This window comes from Sphaerisporangium album, from assembly GCF_003323745.1.
In the GTDB taxonomy this organism is placed as follows: Bacteria; Actinomycetota; Actinomycetes; order Streptosporangiales; family Streptosporangiaceae; genus Sphaerisporangium; species Sphaerisporangium album.
Genome location: NZ_QOIL01000021.1, coordinates 145,675 through 160,913 on the forward strand (window position 1 = coordinate 145,675; position 15,239 = coordinate 160,913).

Annotated in this window: 12 protein-coding genes; 6 read left to right on the forward strand and 6 right to left on the reverse strand. The window is 71.5% G+C overall.

Annotated features, from left to right (window positions below; all coding sequences use genetic code 11):
* The first annotated feature begins 6 nt into the window (after positions 1-6).
* The 3 genes from acnA to DQ384_RS30985 are packed head-to-tail and all read left to right on the forward strand — an operon-like array spanning position 7 to position 4,681.
* A complete protein-coding gene (gene acnA / locus DQ384_RS30975) occupies positions 7-2,703 on the forward strand; it encodes an aconitate hydratase AcnA (RefSeq protein WP_114032420.1) in 2,697 nt (898 codons plus the stop codon).
* Entirely contained in the window at positions 2,688-3,833 is a 1,146-nt protein-coding gene (locus tag DQ384_RS30980) for a 2-methylaconitate cis-trans isomerase PrpF family protein (RefSeq protein ID WP_114032421.1), read from the forward strand. Before acnA ends, DQ384_RS30980 begins: the two co-directional genes overlap by 16 nt.
* Positions 3,830-4,681, forward strand: coding sequence for an isocitrate lyase/PEP mutase family protein (locus DQ384_RS30985; RefSeq protein ID WP_114032422.1), 852 nt, complete (start codon positions 3,830-3,832; stop codon positions 4,679-4,681). The genes DQ384_RS30980 and DQ384_RS30985 overlap by 4 nt, the downstream gene beginning before the upstream one ends.
* Before the next feature lie 3 nt (positions 4,682-4,684).
* On the opposite strand, the gene DQ384_RS30990 is transcribed toward DQ384_RS30985, so the two are convergent.
* The 4 genes from DQ384_RS30990 to DQ384_RS31005 all read right to left on the reverse strand — a co-directional run bounded on the left by DQ384_RS30990 (position 4,685) and on the right by DQ384_RS31005 (position 8,677).
* Positions 4,685-5,338 (reverse strand): GntR family transcriptional regulator, encoded by a 654-nt coding sequence (locus DQ384_RS30990; RefSeq protein ID WP_181871517.1) that lies wholly within the window; start codon positions 5,336-5,338, stop codon positions 4,685-4,687.
* A 160-nt stretch (positions 5,339-5,498) separates the two neighbouring features.
* Positions 5,499-7,175 carry a tripartite tricarboxylate transporter permease gene (locus tag DQ384_RS30995; protein ID WP_220183234.1) on the reverse strand — a complete coding sequence of 559 codons (1,677 nt, stop codon included), beginning with the start codon at positions 7,173-7,175 and terminating at the stop codon, positions 5,499-5,501.
* On the reverse strand, positions 7,176-7,682 hold the full coding sequence (locus DQ384_RS31000) for a tripartite tricarboxylate transporter TctB family protein (protein ID WP_220183235.1): 507 nt from the start codon (positions 7,680-7,682) through the stop codon (positions 7,176-7,178). It abuts the gene before it with no gap.
* Positions 7,679-8,677 carry a Bug family tripartite tricarboxylate transporter substrate binding protein gene (locus DQ384_RS31005; protein WP_114032446.1) on the reverse strand — a complete coding sequence of 333 codons (999 nt, stop codon included), beginning with the start codon at positions 8,675-8,677 and terminating at the stop codon, positions 7,679-7,681. The genes DQ384_RS31000 and DQ384_RS31005 overlap by 4 nt, the downstream gene beginning before the upstream one ends.
* 195 nt (positions 8,678-8,872) lie before the next feature.
* On the opposite strand from DQ384_RS31005, the gene DQ384_RS31010 reads away from it, so the two are divergent.
* From DQ384_RS31010 to DQ384_RS41665, 3 genes are all read left to right on the forward strand, one after another.
* Positions 8,873-10,525: a sensor histidine kinase gene (locus DQ384_RS31010; RefSeq protein ID WP_114032447.1), complete on the forward strand. Its 1,653-nt coding sequence runs from the start codon at positions 8,873-8,875 to the stop codon at positions 10,523-10,525.
* Entirely contained in the window at positions 10,522-11,214 is a 693-nt protein-coding gene (locus tag DQ384_RS31015; protein ID WP_114032425.1) for a response regulator, read from the forward strand. The genes DQ384_RS31010 and DQ384_RS31015 overlap by 4 nt, the downstream gene beginning before the upstream one ends.
* Positions 11,215-11,380: 166 nt before the next feature.
* Complete coding sequence (locus tag DQ384_RS41665) at positions 11,381-11,539, forward strand: hypothetical protein (RefSeq protein ID WP_181871518.1); 159 nt, start codon at positions 11,381-11,383, stop codon at positions 11,537-11,539.
* Here DQ384_RS41665 and DQ384_RS31020 read toward each other — a convergent pair.
* On the reverse strand, positions 11,536-12,993 hold the full coding sequence (locus tag DQ384_RS31020; RefSeq protein ID WP_114032448.1) for an alpha-galactosidase: 1,458 nt from the start codon (positions 12,991-12,993) through the stop codon (positions 11,536-11,538). The two genes, DQ384_RS41665 and DQ384_RS31020, sit on opposite strands and share 4 nt — an antisense overlap.
* A 68-nt stretch (positions 12,994-13,061) precedes the next feature.
* Positions 13,062-15,230, reverse strand: coding sequence for a discoidin domain-containing protein (locus tag DQ384_RS31025; protein WP_114032426.1), 2,169 nt, complete (start codon positions 15,228-15,230; stop codon positions 13,062-13,064).
* Positions 15,231-15,239 lie beyond the last annotated feature (9 nt).

Sequence of the window (15,239 nt, forward strand, 5' to 3'; positions counted from 1 at the left end):
AGAGCCATGACGTCCGTTCCGGAGCGGACCTCACCCCCCGAGCAGACCTTCGACGTGCGCGGCCGGACGTACCGGCGCACCGGGCTCGACGTACGAGCCGCCGAATGGCGGTCGCTTCCCTACTCGTTACGGGTTCTCGCCGAGGGAGCCGTACGGTGCTCCCGGCGCCGCGGCGGATCGCCGGAGGCCGTGAACGCCGTGCTTCAGCGCCGTACGGGGGCGCCGATCCCGCTCTTTCCCGCCCGCCTGCTCCTGCAGGATCTGCTCGGCGTGCCGCTGCTCGCCGACCTCGCCGCCCTGCGCGACGCCGTGGCCGACGCCGGAGGTGACCCCGCCACCGTCGACTCGCGCGTGCCGGTCGACCTCGTCATCGACCACTCGCTGCGGGTAGACGCCTGGGCCGGTGCCGGGGCGCGAGCGGTCAACCTGCGGCTGGAGCACGAGCGCAACGGCGAGCGTTTCACCTTCCTGCGGTGGTGCGAGCGGGCCTTCGCGAACCTCCGGGTGGTGCCACCCGGCAAGGGCATCATGCATCAGATCAACGTGGAGCGGCTCGCGCGCGTCGTGTGGACGGAGGACGACGGGAAGGCGCCGCCGCTGGCCTATCCGGACACGCTTCTCGGCACGGACAGCCACACCCCCATGGTCAACGGCATCGGGGTGCTCGGCTGGGGGGTCGGCGGCATCGAGGCCGAAGCCGTCATGCTGGGCCACCCGGTGACCTTCGCCATCCCCCGGGTGATCGGCGTGGAGCTGCGCGGGCGCCTGCCGCACACCAGCACGCCGACCGACCTCGCCCTCGCCGTCACCGAACTGCTCCGGCGGGTCGGTGTCGCCGGCTGCTTCGTCGAATTCTTCGGCCCGGGTCTCGAGGCGCTCGGCGCGCCCGAGCGGAGCACCATCGCCAACATGGCTCCGGAGCAGGGCGCCACGAGTTCCTTCTTCCCCGTCGACCGGCGCACCGTCGAGTTCCTGCACGCGACCGGGCGCCGCCCGGACCAGGTCGCGCTCGTCGAGGCGTACGCCCACGAGATGGGCCTGTGGTGGGAGCCCGGCGCGGCGGTCCCGGACTATGACCACGTCGTGCCGTTCGACCTGGGCGGCGTCCGGCCGAGCATCGCCGGGCCACGCCGCCCCGAAGACCGCATCGACCTGGGCGAGGCCGCCGCCGCCTTCGGCCGGCACCTCGCCGCCGAGACCGGCCGCGGCGCCCCCGCATCGGCGTCCATGAACGACGTCCACGAGTTGCGGGACGGCGCCGTGGTCATCGCCGCCATCGCCAGCTGCACAAACACCTCCCACCCGCGCGGCATGGCCACGGCGGGACTGGTCGCCCGCAATGCCGCACGGCGGGGGCTGCGCCCGAAGCAGTGGGTGAAGACGTCGCTGACGCCGGGCTCGCGGGTCGTCGCGTCGATGCTGGAGCGGTCCGGCCTGCAGGACGACCTGGACGCCCTCGGGTTCCACGTCGCCGGGTTCGGTTGCGCGACCTGCAACGGCATGTCCGGGCCGCTGGACCCCTCGGTGTCGGCGGCCGTGGCCGAAGGCGACCTGGTCGCCGTCGCCGTGGTGTCGAGCAACCGCAACTTCGCCGGGCGGATCCACCCGGACGTCCGCGCCGCCTATCTCGCGTCCCCCGCTCTCGTCGTCGCGTACGCCCTGGCCGGATCCATCGCCGTCGACCTGACCAGGCAACCTCTCGGCGTCGATCCTGACGGCGGGCCGGTCCACCTGCGCGACCTCTGGCCGGCACCGGAGGAGGTGGACGCCGTGGTCGGGGAGGCGCTCCTGCCGGCCATGTTCGACGCCGACTACGCCGACCTCTTCGAAGGCGGCGAGCGGTGGCGGGCGTTGACCCTGCCGCCGCAGGCCCGATTTCCGTGGGATCCGGCGAGCACCTACATCCGCCGCCCGCCGTACTTCGACGGGCTGCCGGTCGATCCGTCTCCGCGGCGCGACATCGTCGGCGCCCGCCCGCTGGTCATCCTCGGCGACTCGGTCACGACCGACGACATCTCACCGTCCGGGGCCATCCTCGCGAACAGTGCCGCCGGCCGCTACCTGCGCGAGAGGGAAGTGGCGGCGGCGGATTTCAACTCCTACGGCACCCGGCGAGGAAACCACGAGGTCATGGTGCGGGCGACCTTCGCCAACCCGCGGCTGCGCAACGCGATCGTGCCGGGAACCGAGGGGTCGGTCACCCGGGTCTTCCCCGAAGGCCGTGAGGCCACGGTGTTCGACGCCGCTCAGGAGTACGCCCGGCGCGGCGTGCCGCTGGTCGTCGTGGCCGGCCGCGACTATGGCTGCGGCTCCTCACGGGACACGGCCGCCAAGGGGCCCGCCCTGCTGGGCGTACGGGCCGTGATCGCGCGCAGCTTCGAGCGCATCCACCGGTCCAACCTCGTCGGCACGGGCATCCTGCCCCTTGAGCTCCCCGAGGGCGTCGACGCCGGATCGCTGCGGCTGGACGGCTCGGAGACCTTCGATCTGCGGCTGCCGGCTGGCGGCGTGGCCCCCGGCGCGGCCGTCGAGTGCACGGTGCGCCGGGCCGACGGCGCGAGCACGAAGGTGCTCCTGCGGTGCCGGGTCGACACCGACGAGGAGGCCGACCGGCTGCGCCACGGGGGCATCCTGCCCGCCGTCTGGCGCGAGTTCGCCGGAAGCGCGCGAACCGCCGCGGAGGCGTCATGCCCCAGCGTCTGATCCCCGCGGTGTTCATGCGAGGTGGCACCAGCAAGGGGCTGTTCTTCCACGAGCGCGACCTGCCCGCCGATGCCGCCGCGCGTGACATGGTGCTGCTGCGCGCGCTCGGCAGCCCCGACCCGTACGGCCGGCAGCTCGACGGCATGGGCGGCGGCATCTCGTCACTGTCGAAGGCCGCGATCATCGCACCGCCGACCCGGCCGGACGCCGACGTGGACTACACCTTCGCCCAGATCGCGGTCGATGCGCCGATCGTGGACTACGGCGCCAACTGCGGCAATCTGTCGGCCGCGGTCGGGCCGTTCGCGGTCGACGAGGGGCTGTGCCCGCGACCCGACGGCGAGGCGCTGGTGCGTATCCACAACACCAACACCGGCAAGGTCATCCACGCCCGGTTCGCGGTCCGCGACCGCCGAGCGGTGGTCGACGGCGACCTCGCCGTTCCCGGGGTGCCGGGCACCGGATCGCCCGTACGCCTGGACTTCCTGGACCCGGCGGGCTCGCGCACCGCCGGCCTGCTGCCGACCGGCCGCCCGGTCGACGAACTGCGCGTCGGCGGCCGCGGCGTCGTGCGCGCGTCGCTCGTCGACGCCGCGAACCCGCTCGTCATCGTGGCCGCGCCGGAGGCCGGGCTCCTCGGGGTGGAACACCCGGACGAGTTGGAGGCCGACGGCGACGCCATGCGGCTGCTCGACCAGGTACGCCGCGCGGCAGGCGTCCTCATGGGGCTGGGCGCCTCGCCCGCCGACGTGCCGCTGTCGAATCCCAAGGTCGCGGTCGTGGCGCCGGCCCAGGACTTCCGTACGCTCGCCGGTGAGCTCGTCCGGGCCGCGGATCACGACCTCACCGTCCGGATGCTCTCGATGGGGCGGGCCCATCGGGCCGTCACGGTGACCGGCGCGCTGTGCCTCGGTGTGGCCGGCCGCGTCCCCGGCACCGTCGCGTTCGACCTGTTGACGGCTGTGGACGGGCCGGTTCGGCTGGGCAATCCGTCCGGCGTCGTCGTCACCGACGCGGTGATGGAGCAGCGCCCCGGCGGGCCCCACCCGGCGAGCGCCGCACTGCTGCGCACCGCGCGGCGGCTCATGCAGGGCCAGGTCGTCGTGCCGACGCCGGAGCCGCCCCGATGAGCACCGCGTGGCTGCGCCGGCGGATCGCGCAGGGACCGCCGCTGGTCTGCCCCGGCGCCGCCAACGCGCTCGCCGCCCGCGTCATCGAGGACTCCGGCTTCGAGGCGTGTTACGTGACCGGGGCCGGGATCGCGAACACCTACCTGGGCGCGCCCGACCTCGGACTGGTCACGCTGACCGAGCTGGCGGGGCACGTCGCCGCGATCCGGGACGCGGTGGCGCTGCCCCTCGTGGTGGACGCGGACACCGGTTTCGGCAATCCGCTCGGGGTACAGCGCGCGGTCCGGATGCTGGAACGCGCCGGGGCCGACGCGGTGCAGATCGAGGACCAGGTCCATCCCAAGCGGTGCGGCCACTTCGGCGGCAAGGAGGTCGTGCCGGTCGGCGAGATGGTGGCGAAGGTCCGCGCCGCCGTCGACGCCCGCCGCGACCTGCTCGTGATCGCGCGGACCGACGCGCGGGCGGTGGAGGGTTTCGACGCCGCGATCGACCGGGCGGCACGGTATGCCGAGGCGGGCGCGGACGTGACGTTCGTCGAGGCGCCCACGTCGGTCGAGGAACTGCTGGCCGTGCCGCGCCGGCTGCCCGGCGTACCGCAGGTCGCCAACCTCGTGGAGGGAGGGCGGACACCTGCCCTTCCGGTCGACCGGCTCGGGGACTTCCGCATCGTCCTGTTCGCCAACCTCGCCCTTCAGGGCGCGGTCCTCGGGATGCGGCGGGTGCTCAGCACGTTGCGGTCGACCGGGTCGCTGTCCGAGGCCGCCGCCGACGTGGCCGGCTGGGAAGAGCGGCAGCGCCTGGTGCGCAAGCCCGCGTTCGACGAGCTCGAGAAGCGGTACGAGTCCTGACGGTCACTCCAGCGGGTGGGACGTCAGCCCCTGTGTGTACGCGGCCATCACATGCGCGCGCATGAGCGCCTCGGCCGTGTCGGCGTCACGCGCGTGCAGCGCCTTGAGGATCGCCCGGTGCTCGGCGTACGCCTCGTGCCGGCGTGGCTCGATCGACGCCGTGATCGTCTGATAGCGGTGGAGGTGACCGCGCAGCTGGCGGAGCAACTGCTCGCACCGGCGGTTGCCGGAGGCGGCGAGCAGGATCGCGTGGAACCGCCGGCCGAGGCGCAGCATCTCGGCGGGATAGTCGAGCAGGCGCCCCATCTGGTCGATGAGCGCGTCGAGGTCGGCGAGGTCGGCATCGGTCAGCCGGCCACACGCCTCCTGGGCGACGATGCCTTCGAGCGCGGCGCGTACGACGTACAGCTCGCGCATGTCCTCGGCGTCGAGCGGGGCGACCACCATCCCGCCCGTCGACAACTGGTTGACCAGGCCCTCGGCCAGCAGCATCCGCAGCGCCTCGCGCAGCGGTGTCCGGCTCACCGACAACGACGCGGCCAGCTCGGTCTCGTTGAGGCGGGTGCCCGGCGCCAGCTCGTGGCTCATGATCCAGTCGCGCAGCACGCCGTAGACCACGGTGGCGCCTGACACTCGTCCCCCGGCCCGGGTGTCCATGCCCCTCCTCCGACGGGCGTGATCGTCGCGCGTCGTATACAAGTCTACGGACGCACCACCTCGCTCTCCACGTCGTCGGCCCGGGCAAGATCGGACCGGGCCCGCCTTGACCGCGGGGACCGGGCCCTCCTCCTTCAGGAGCACCCCTGCGAAACGATCGTCACGGTGTCTCCCTCTGGTGTCGATCGTCGGAGAGCTTGGACGCCTCGCCGCTCGGGCCGCCGGTGTCCGGGCCGGCGCCCGAACGGCCGCCGGGCACGGTCGCCTTCGGCCGGTCCTCCTCGGCGATCTCCTCGGCCAGTTCGACCAGCGCATGCGGCCCGCTGCCGTGGAGTTCGTGCCGGGGCCGCCGGAAGCGGCGCAGGACGAAGCGGTCGGCCAGCGGCCAGAGCACCAGGATCGCGATGATCGCGTAGACCGTCAGGGCGAACGGGGTGTTGAAAAGGCCGCCGATCTCGCCGTCGCTGATCTGCAGCGCCCGCCGCATCTGGACCTCGGCGCGTGGCCCCAGGATGACGCCGATGACGGCGGGCATCACGGGCAGGCCGAAGCGGCGCATCGCGAACCCGAGCAGACCGATGGCGTACAGCACCATCAGGTCCACCGTGGAGGCGTTGACCGCGTACGCGCCCACGCTGGCGAAGAAGAGGATGCCGGCGTAGAGATAGGGCCGCGGGATGTGCAGGAGCTTGGCCCACATCGGGGCCAGCGGGAGGTTGAGCACGAGCAGTATCGCGTTGCCGATGAAGAGGCTGGCGAGCAGGCCCCACACCAGTTCGGGCTCGTTTTCCAGCAGTAGCGGTCCTGGCTGGATGCCGTACTGCTCGAACGCCGCGAGGAGCACCGCGGCGGTCGCGGTGGTCGGGAGTCCCAGCGTGAGCAGCGGGACGAGCCCGCCCGCGGCCGAGGCGTTGTTGGTCGCCTCCGGACCCGCGACGCCCTCGATGGCGCCGTGCCCGAACTCCTCGGGACGCTTGGCGAGCCTCTTCTCCATGACGTAGGAGAGGAAGGTCGGCAGTTCGGCGCCGCCCGCCGGCACCGCGCCGAACGGGAAGCCCACAGCGGTGCCGCGCAGCCACGGCTTCCACGACCGGCCCCAGTCCTCGCGCCCCATCCTCGCGCGCCCGGTGGGGATGACCCCGGCGGCGTTGCGGCGCAGGTGCGCGGCTACCCACAGCGCCTCACCCACGGCGAAGAGCCCGACCGCGACGACGACCACGTCGATGCCGTCGGCGAGTTGCGGGATGCCGTAGGTCAGCCGTTGCTGCCCGGTGACCCCGTCGATGCCGATCAGCCCGATCGTGAGCCCGAGCAGCAGCGACGCGAAGCCGCGCACCCGGGAGGAGCCGAGGACGGAGGTCACCGCCACGAAGGCCAACACCATGATGGCGAACAGGTCGGGCGCGCCCAACTGCACCGCCAGCCGGACGACGGCGGGCGCGAGCAGCGCCACGAGCAGCGTGCCGATGGTGCCCGCGACGAAGGACCCGATGGCGGCGGTGGCGAGGGCCTGGGCGGCTCGGCCGCGCTTGGCCATCTTGTTGCCCTCGATGGCCGTCACCACCGACGCGCTCTCGCCGGGGGTGTTGAGCAGGATGGACGTGGTCGAGCCGCCGTACATCCCGCCGTAGTAGATGCCGGCGAACATGATGAACGCCGGCACCGGGTCGTCGATCCCGTACGTGATCGGCAGCAGCAGGGCGATGGTCATCGCCGGGCCGATGCCCGGCAACACACCGATCGCGGTCCCGAGCAGCACGCCGATGAACGCGTACAGCAGGTTCGTCGGCGTCAGCGCGGTGGCGAAGCCGCTGATGAGCTCGGTGAGAGCTCCCATCTACAAAATTCCCTTCAGGATGCCGACCGGAAGGCCGATGCCGAGCCCCACGGCGAAGAGGTACCAGGTGCCGATCGACAGAGCCAGGGCGATCACCGGGTCTCGCACGAAGTGGCGGCTGCCCAGCGCGTAGGCGCAGCCGAAGAAGAGGACGGCACCGGAGATCGGCCAGCCGACCCGCTCGATCAGCGCGATGTTGGCGAGGAAGGCGGCGGAGAGCAGCAACATGGCGCGCCAGTCGCTGCGGTGCGACAGGTCCACGTCCTCGCCGCCCTCCGGCTCCCCGCGGCCACCCCGCAGCACGTCCCGGGCCAGCAGCACCGCCGTGACCACCAGCAGTGCCCCGACGACGACCGGCACCGCCTTGGGCCCGACCGGACCGCGCTGGCTCAGGCCCGCCTGCAGCCCGGCCGCGTCGACGAGCACGAATACGCCGAGGGCGGCGAGGAACAGGGCCATTCCGAGTTCGGAGCGGCCCTTCCCCCACCGCGTGACCCGTGAGATCACGCCAGCCCCAACTCGCCGAGCACCCCGGCGACTCGGTCGCTCTCGCTCTTCAGGAACGTCGCGAACTCGTCGCCCGCGGCGAACGCGTCGGTCCAGCCCTTGGCCGCCAGCGCGTCCTTCCACTCCTTCGAGTCGTGCAATTTGGTGATCAGGTCGACATGGGCCTTCTTCTGCGCGTCGGAGAGGCCGGGGGAGGCCACGATTCCGCGCCAGTTGGAGAAGACCAGGTCGATGCCCTGCTCCTTGAGCGTCGGCGCCTCGACGCCCGCGGCCCGGTTGGCGCTGGTCACGGCGAGGATCTTCACCTCACCGGCCTTGGCCTGCTCGGCGACCTCACCGACACCCGTGGCGCCGAACGCGACCTTCTTGCCGAGGATGCCGGCCAGCAGTTCGCCGCCGCCGTCGTAGCTGACGTAGTTGACGTCCTTCGGGGCGACGCCGACGGCCTTCGCCAGCAGCATCGGCGTCAGGTGGTCGGGACCGCCGGGCGCGGACGCGCCGCCCACCGGCACCTTGCCCGGGTCGGCCTTCCACGCGGCCACCAGGTCCTGCAGCGTGTTGTACGGCGAGCCCTTGGGCACCACGATGGCCTCGGACTCCTCGATCAGGCGGGCGATCGGGGTCGTCTCCTGCAGCGTCGCCTGCGACTTGTTGGTGTAGACGGCCCCGACGACGCCGAGACCCATCTGCATCAGGAGCTTTTCGTTGCTCTTCTCGTTGACCAGGCGCTGCAGCCCGACGGTGCCACCCGCGCCGGCGATGTTGAAGACCTCGACGTTGCGGGCGAGCTTCGCGTCTTCCAGGGCCTTCGTGGCGGTCCGCGCCGTCGTGTCGTAACCGCTGCCCGGGCTGTTGGGCACCATGACCCGCAGGCCGGTGATCGGCCCGGCGTCCGCCCCGGAGGTCTTGTCGTCGGCGCTCGTCCCGCAGGCTGTGATCGCGAGGCCGAGGGCCAGCACCGCCGCGGCGGCGGCGGCGCGGGACCATGTCCGCATGCCCATCGTGTTTCCTTCCGAGGTCAAGGATGTTTTCAGGATGTGACGGTGCGATGATGCGGACGCCCGCTGATGTCTGTCACGCTTGCGAGCGAAAAGTTACTTTTGGCCTTTGTGGTCGTAGTGCATCGTCTTCGCGTCGCGGGGTGAATCGGCTTCGCGTTCACGGCGAAGGGTAGGCGGGAGGTGACCGGCATGCGCTATCGGATGTCCCTGGCCGGGCAACTGCTCGCCCTGCAGATCGGGATCGTGTGCGTCGTCCTCCTGGGGGTCGCCGCCATCTCTCTGGCGCAGTCCGACGCGCGGTTTCGCGAGACCGAGGGCGGCCGGGCGCTCGCGGTGGCCGAAACCGTCGCCGCGACCGGTGGCGTGCGCGACGACCTGGAGGTCATGCGCTCGGTCCGGCTCGGTGAGGTCCGGCGTGCCGCGGCCACCGACCGTACGGTCCTCATCCGCAGCGTCGCGGAGAGCAACCGCGGCCTTTCCGGCTCCACCTCCGTTGTCGTGACGGACGCCGCCGGCATCGTCCTCGCCTCCGCGGACCCCGATCAACTCGCGCGACCCCTTGACCTTCCCGCCAGCCCGCTCGAAACCAGCCGGGGGTGGGTCGGCGAAGTCGACCGCGGCGGGCGGACCAGCGCCGTGGCCCAGGTGCCGGTGATCAGCGACGGCGTCGGCGAGACCCGGGCAGGTCTCGGCGAGGTCATCGGGGTGGTGGCGGTCAGCCGTGAGCTCCCCTCGCTCCTCGACAACCTGCGGCTGGCGGCGCCCAACCTGCTGACCTACCTCGGGATCGCGAGCGCCCTCGGTGTGGCGGGCTCGCTGCTGCTCGCCCGCCGGGTGAAGCGGCAGACCCTGGGGCTGGAGCCGCTGGAGATCACCGGGCTGGTCGAACATCGCGACGCGTTGCTGCACGGCATCAAGGAGGGCGTCCTCGCCCTCGACCGGCAGAACCGGATCACGCTGATCAACGACGAGGCGATCGACCTCCTCCACCTGTCGCCCCACGCCATGGGGAAGGCTCTGGACGACCTGGGCCTGAGCAAGGCCCTCGCGGAGGTCCTGTCCGGCGAGGCACGCGGGTCGGACCTGGCGGTGCCGGTCGGTGAACGGGTCCTCATCCTCAACCGCATGCCGATCGCCAGCCGGGGACGCCCACTCGGATCGGTGACGACCTTGCGCGACCGAACCGAGCTGATCACACTGCAGCACAAGCTCGACGCCGTGCAGCAGGCCACGGACACGTTGCGCGCCCAGGCGCACGAGTTCAGCAACCGGCTGCACACGATTTCCGGGCTGATCGAGCTGGGCGAGTACGGCGAGGTGGCCGGGTATGTCCACCGGGTGACAGCTCGTCACGCCGAACTCACCGACAGCGTGACGTCGCGCATCGCCGATCCGGCCGTCGCGGCCCTCCTCGTCGCCAAGGGCAGCCTCGCCGCCGAGCAGGGTGTCACGTTGCGCATCGCGCCGACCTCGCGGATGAGTCACATCGATGAGCGGTTGTCCGCCGACATCGCCACCGTCGTCGGCAATCTTGTGGACAACGCGCTCGACGCCCTGGACACGGCGCGACCGGGATGGGTCGAGGTCGAGGTCCGGGAGGACGATGCCGAAGTGATCGTGACGGTCAGCGACTCCGGGCCGGGCGTGTCGCCCGCGCTGGCCGCGGACGTCTTCCTGCGCGGGTTCTCGACGAAGACCGCGGGCACGGACGGTCAACGGGGGATCGGCCTGTCCCTCGTACGCCTGGTCTGTGTGCGCCGCGGCGGCGAGGTGCGGCTGGAGGGCGATGGCGGCGCGGTCTTCGTCGCCCGCCTGCCCATCGGCGCGGGGATGCCGTCATGATCCGCGTGCTGGTCGTCGACGACGACTTCATGGTCGCGCGGGTCCACGCGGGCTTCGTCGAGCGCACGCCGGGGTTCACCGTCGCTGGCATGACCCACACCGGCGCCGAGGCGATCGAGGCGGTCGGACGCCTGCGGCCGGACCTCGTGCTGCTCGACATCTACCTGCCCGACATGACCGGGCTCGCGGTCCTGCAGGAGCTGCGCGCCAGTCCGGCCACGGACGTGGACGTCGTCGTGGTCAGCGCCGCCCGGGACTTCGACTCGGTCAAGCAGGCCCTGCGCGGCGGGGTCGTGCACTATTTGATCAAGCCGTTCCGTTACCAGGATCTGCGGGAGCGGCTCGATCACTACGCCGAGCGGCACCGCCGGCTCGGAGCGCTCGCCGAACCGGAACGCGAGGACACCCGGCAGGAGGACGTCGACCGCATCTTCGCCGCCCCGGTCGGCCTGGCGCGCGCCGTCATGCCGAAGGGGCTCACCGCGGAGACGTCCGCCCTGGTCCGCACCGCGCTCGGCGCCGTGGGCGACGAGGGTCTGTCGGCCGCCGAGTGCGCCGAGCGGACCGGGCTGTCCCGGGTCAGCGCACGGCGCTATCTCGAGCACCTCGTGTCGATCGGCGCCGCGGAGGTGCGCTCGCGATATGGCAGCACCGGCCGCCCCGAACGCCGCTTCCGCGTGACCGCTTGACGCACCCGTAGCCCGCCACGGCGGAGCCCCAGGCCGGAGGCGTCCGGCCTGGGGCTCCGGTGGTGCGCCGGTTCAGCTGATGGTGATCTTGTCGAGGTCGGGGGCGTAGGCGGTGTCGTTGGAGAACCTCAGGGTGTTGGGGCCCGCGTTGAGGGTTATCGGGAGGGTGGTCGTCACGGGGGTGCTCCAGCTCGTGCCGGTCAGGGTCGCGGTCTGGGCCGGGCCCCCGTTGACGGTGACCGAGAAGGAGCGGGTGCCGTCGACCAGGCCGGCGATCGTCAGCGTCCTGGCGCCGGCGCTGGACGGGGTGACGGTGATGGTCTAGTAGTTGCTCGTGTTGTTGCCGATGAAGCGGACCTTCTGGCCGCCGGAGCAGCCCGTGCAGGACGCCACGGCGGCGGCGCCGCTGAGGGCGCCGCTCTCCGCCTCGTAGGACGACGAGCCGCCGCCCGTGGTCGGGACCGCCCGGATCAGGCGGGTCTCGCCCGGGCGCAGGGTCGCGCTGTAGGAGCCGGAGACCGTGCCGCCGCTCGCGCCGGACCACAGGTCGGTGACGGCGGCGCTGCCGCTGAAGCCGACCTGCGACCAGCTCACGGTCACCGTCGAGTTGCCCGAGGTGCCGGTGTTGAACAGCGCCACGATGTAGTCGCCGTTCGCCTCGCGCTTGCGCCAGACCTGGTTGACGCCGCTGTTGACGACGCGGGAGGCGGCCACGCCGTCCTGGTTCACGGCGATCAGGCGGTCGTTGGTGAGCATCGCCAGGTCGGTCGAGGTGAGGGCGGTGAGGTCGGTGCCGAGCAGCAGCGGCGAGGCCGCCATCGCCCACAGGGTGAAGTGCGACCGGCGCTGGTCGGCGGTGAGGCCGACCTGGTCGCCGTTGCCGATCTCCAGCGAGTCCAGGTCGTTCCAGCCGCCCGGCCCGGCGTACTGCTGCCAGTTCGCGGCCGAGGTGAACCTGCTGGAGACGTGCGACCAGTCGGTCAGCGGGTACCCGCTGCCGTTCGGGCCGGGGCCGCAGTAGCACTCGACGTCGCCCTGGGTGCGCCAGCTGTTGGCGAGCCGCTTCCAGGTGGCGGCGTCGGCGATCGGCAGGTTGTTGGAGAGCGCGTAGTTGATCGGCCGGCCGGTCTGGCGCAGCGCCCGGTCCCAGGCTTCGACGTCCGGGATGTCCGCGCCGCCGACGCCGTCGATCTTGAGGTAGTCCACCCCCCACGAGGCGAACTGGTTCGCCCAGGAGTTGACGAACTCCTGCGCGCCCGGCTTGCTGTAGTCGATGTAGTACATGTTCTTGCAGTTGTAGTTCTTCTCCGTGCGCGTCGTGTCGGCGATGTCCCGGGCGTGGTACGACGTGCCCTGGATCGGCGTGTTGGCCGTGACCGCGTTCTTGGCGATCCCGGGCGTCACGTAGAAGCCGAACTTCAGGCCCTTGCCGTGGACGTAGTCGGCCAGCGCCTTGATGCCGGAGGGGAACTTGGCGGTGTCGACGGCCCAGCGGCCGTAGGAGTCGACCACGAAGCCGTTGGCGTCGCACTTCTGCCAGAAGTCGTCGAGGTTGACGTGGACGAACCCGTGGCTCGCGAGGCCGCTGCTCACCAGGGCGTCCGCCTGGGCCTTGATCTTGCCCTCGTCGGGCCACCTGCGGACGAAGCTCCAGCTGCTCCAGCCCATCGCGGGCCGGATCGACAGCCCGTTGTCCGAGGCCGACGCGGACGGCGCCGCGACGAGCGCGGTGGCGCCGGCGCACAGGGCGGTCAGCGCGATCAACAATCGTCGGAACATGCTCAGCTCCAGGGTCGGGGGGCGTCGGGCGCGGTGCGCACGTGCCGGCGTGCGCACCGCGCCCCGGATCACCCGACGGTGATCCGGTCCAGGTCGGGCGCGTTGGCGCCGTTGTTGTAGAAGCGGAGCGTGTTGGCCCCGGCGGTGAGGGAGAGGGGGACGGTGACGCTGGTGGGGCTGTACCAGTCGGTGCCGGTCACCGGCACCTCCACCCCGGCGCCGCCGTTCACGCTGACGAAGAACGAGCGGGTCCCGGAGACCTCGGCGTACACCGTGACCTGCTTGGTTCCGGCCGTGGACGCGTTGACCGTGAGCGTGGCGTAGTTGTTCGCGTTGTTGCCGATGAACCGCACCTTCGCCCCGCCCAGGCAGGTCGAGCAGCTCGCGACCGCCGCCGAGCCGTTCAGCGTGCCGTTCTCGGCCTCGACCAGCGTGGTGTCCCCGCCTGGGCCACCGCCCGGGTAACTCCCGCCGACCCACGCCTCGTCCACGCGGAGCCGCTTGTAGCGGGTCGTGTCGGTGGAGGCCGCGTGGGTGTTGACGACCTCCAGCCGGACGTACCGGGTGGTGGCCGACACGTCGACGAACTGCACGCCGCGGTGGCTGGGCAGCGTGCCGGTCTTGACCGGGCTGCCCCAGCTCGTGCCATTGCTGGACACGTAGACCCGGTAGTCGCGGATGCGGGCCGACTGCTCGGTGGCGGACCGGGCGTAGCTGACCGAGTCCTCGCGCTGGTTGACGCCGATGTACTTCACGGGCTTGGACGACCCCAGGTCGAAGTCGAGCGAGACCGGGGTGGTCTTGTTGCTGTCCCAGTACGTCAGGTAGTCGCCGTCGCCGGCGGCCGAGGCGGCGTGCCCGGAGGCCGAGGCGGTGGCGCTGACCGTGACGCCCGCGTAGACGCCCTCACGGCCGCTGCTGGTGACCTTGAAGACCGTGTCGTACGGGTCCCAGCTCGACACGCCGTTGATCGTGAGCGTGCCGTTCGCCTGGGTGAAGGCGAGCGCGGCGCCGGTGCGCAGGTTGGTCACCGAGGTGATCCGGTAGCCGTTGTCGCGCACCTGCAGCGAGCTGCCGGAGGTCGGCGGGGTGACGACGTGGATGTAGTGCAGGTTGGGGTCGGACTTGCTGATCGTCGTCACGCCGTGGGCGCCGTTGTTCCAGAAGCCCGGCTTGAGGCCGCCGTACATGTAGCCGCCGCCCTCGGTGCCATTCAGCGACTCCCAGATCTGGTCGAGGTAGCCGTCGGCGAAGGTGTTGAACGCCTCCTGGTTCGACGGGAACCGCCCGTTGACCTGCGCGGTCTCGGCCATGAGCGCCTTGACCGAGGACCCGGCGTTGGAGATCAGCCGGCCGAGGGTGAGCTTGCGGTCGACGGACGGGTTGGAGCCGTCGTACCACCACGCGCCGGTGGACGGGAGCTTGAAGTCGGCCTCGATCAGCCGCGGCGCCGCCGTGTAGACCGCCTGCGTGTAGTCGTAGCTCGGCGTCATGCCGGTCTTCTGCTCGTTGCTGATCATGTCCATGATCGGCGTGTCTTCGTTGTTGTTGCTGATCGTGTAGTTCGGGCGCCGCTGGTAGATCTGCTCGTACAGGTTGTGGCTCTCCCAGTACGCGTTGTCGTTGTCGATCCAGAACCCGGCGAGGTTCGGGTAGCGGTCCATGACCTCGAAGAAGTTGTCGTAGCTGAACTCCCCGAAGCCGTCGCGGGTGGTCAGGTCGACGCTGTGGCCCTTGTAGGACGAGTACGCCGAGGAGTTGAGCCAGCTTCCCGAGCTCAGCCCCTCGTTGTGCCACTGCGGGTCGTCGGTCATGTAGAGGATGACCTTCAGGTTCTGCGCGCTCGCCGCGGTGATCAGCTCACCGAGGAAGTCGCGGCCGGTGCGGCAGCTTCCGGGGATCGAGGACGGCCACGGGCGGGCGTACCCGAGGCGGCTGTGGAAGGTGGCCAGCACGAGGTACTGCGCGTGCAGCTTCCGCGCCTCGTTCACCCAGTAGGTCGGCGTCCAGCCGCCGTTGGTGACGTCGGCCTCCCACTGGGCGCAGTTGGTGTGCTGGGGTGAGGTGCGCTCGCCCCAGTGCAGGAAGAGTCCCGCGACGGAGTTGCGCAGGTAGGTCTGGCGGGGGTTCTGGAGGTCGGCGCGCGCCGGGGTCGCGAGGCACATGCCGAGGACGAGGGACGTCACCGCGACGAGTGCCGCGGTGAGCCGTCCCCTTCGGGTCGGTGGTACGGCCATGGGGGGTGC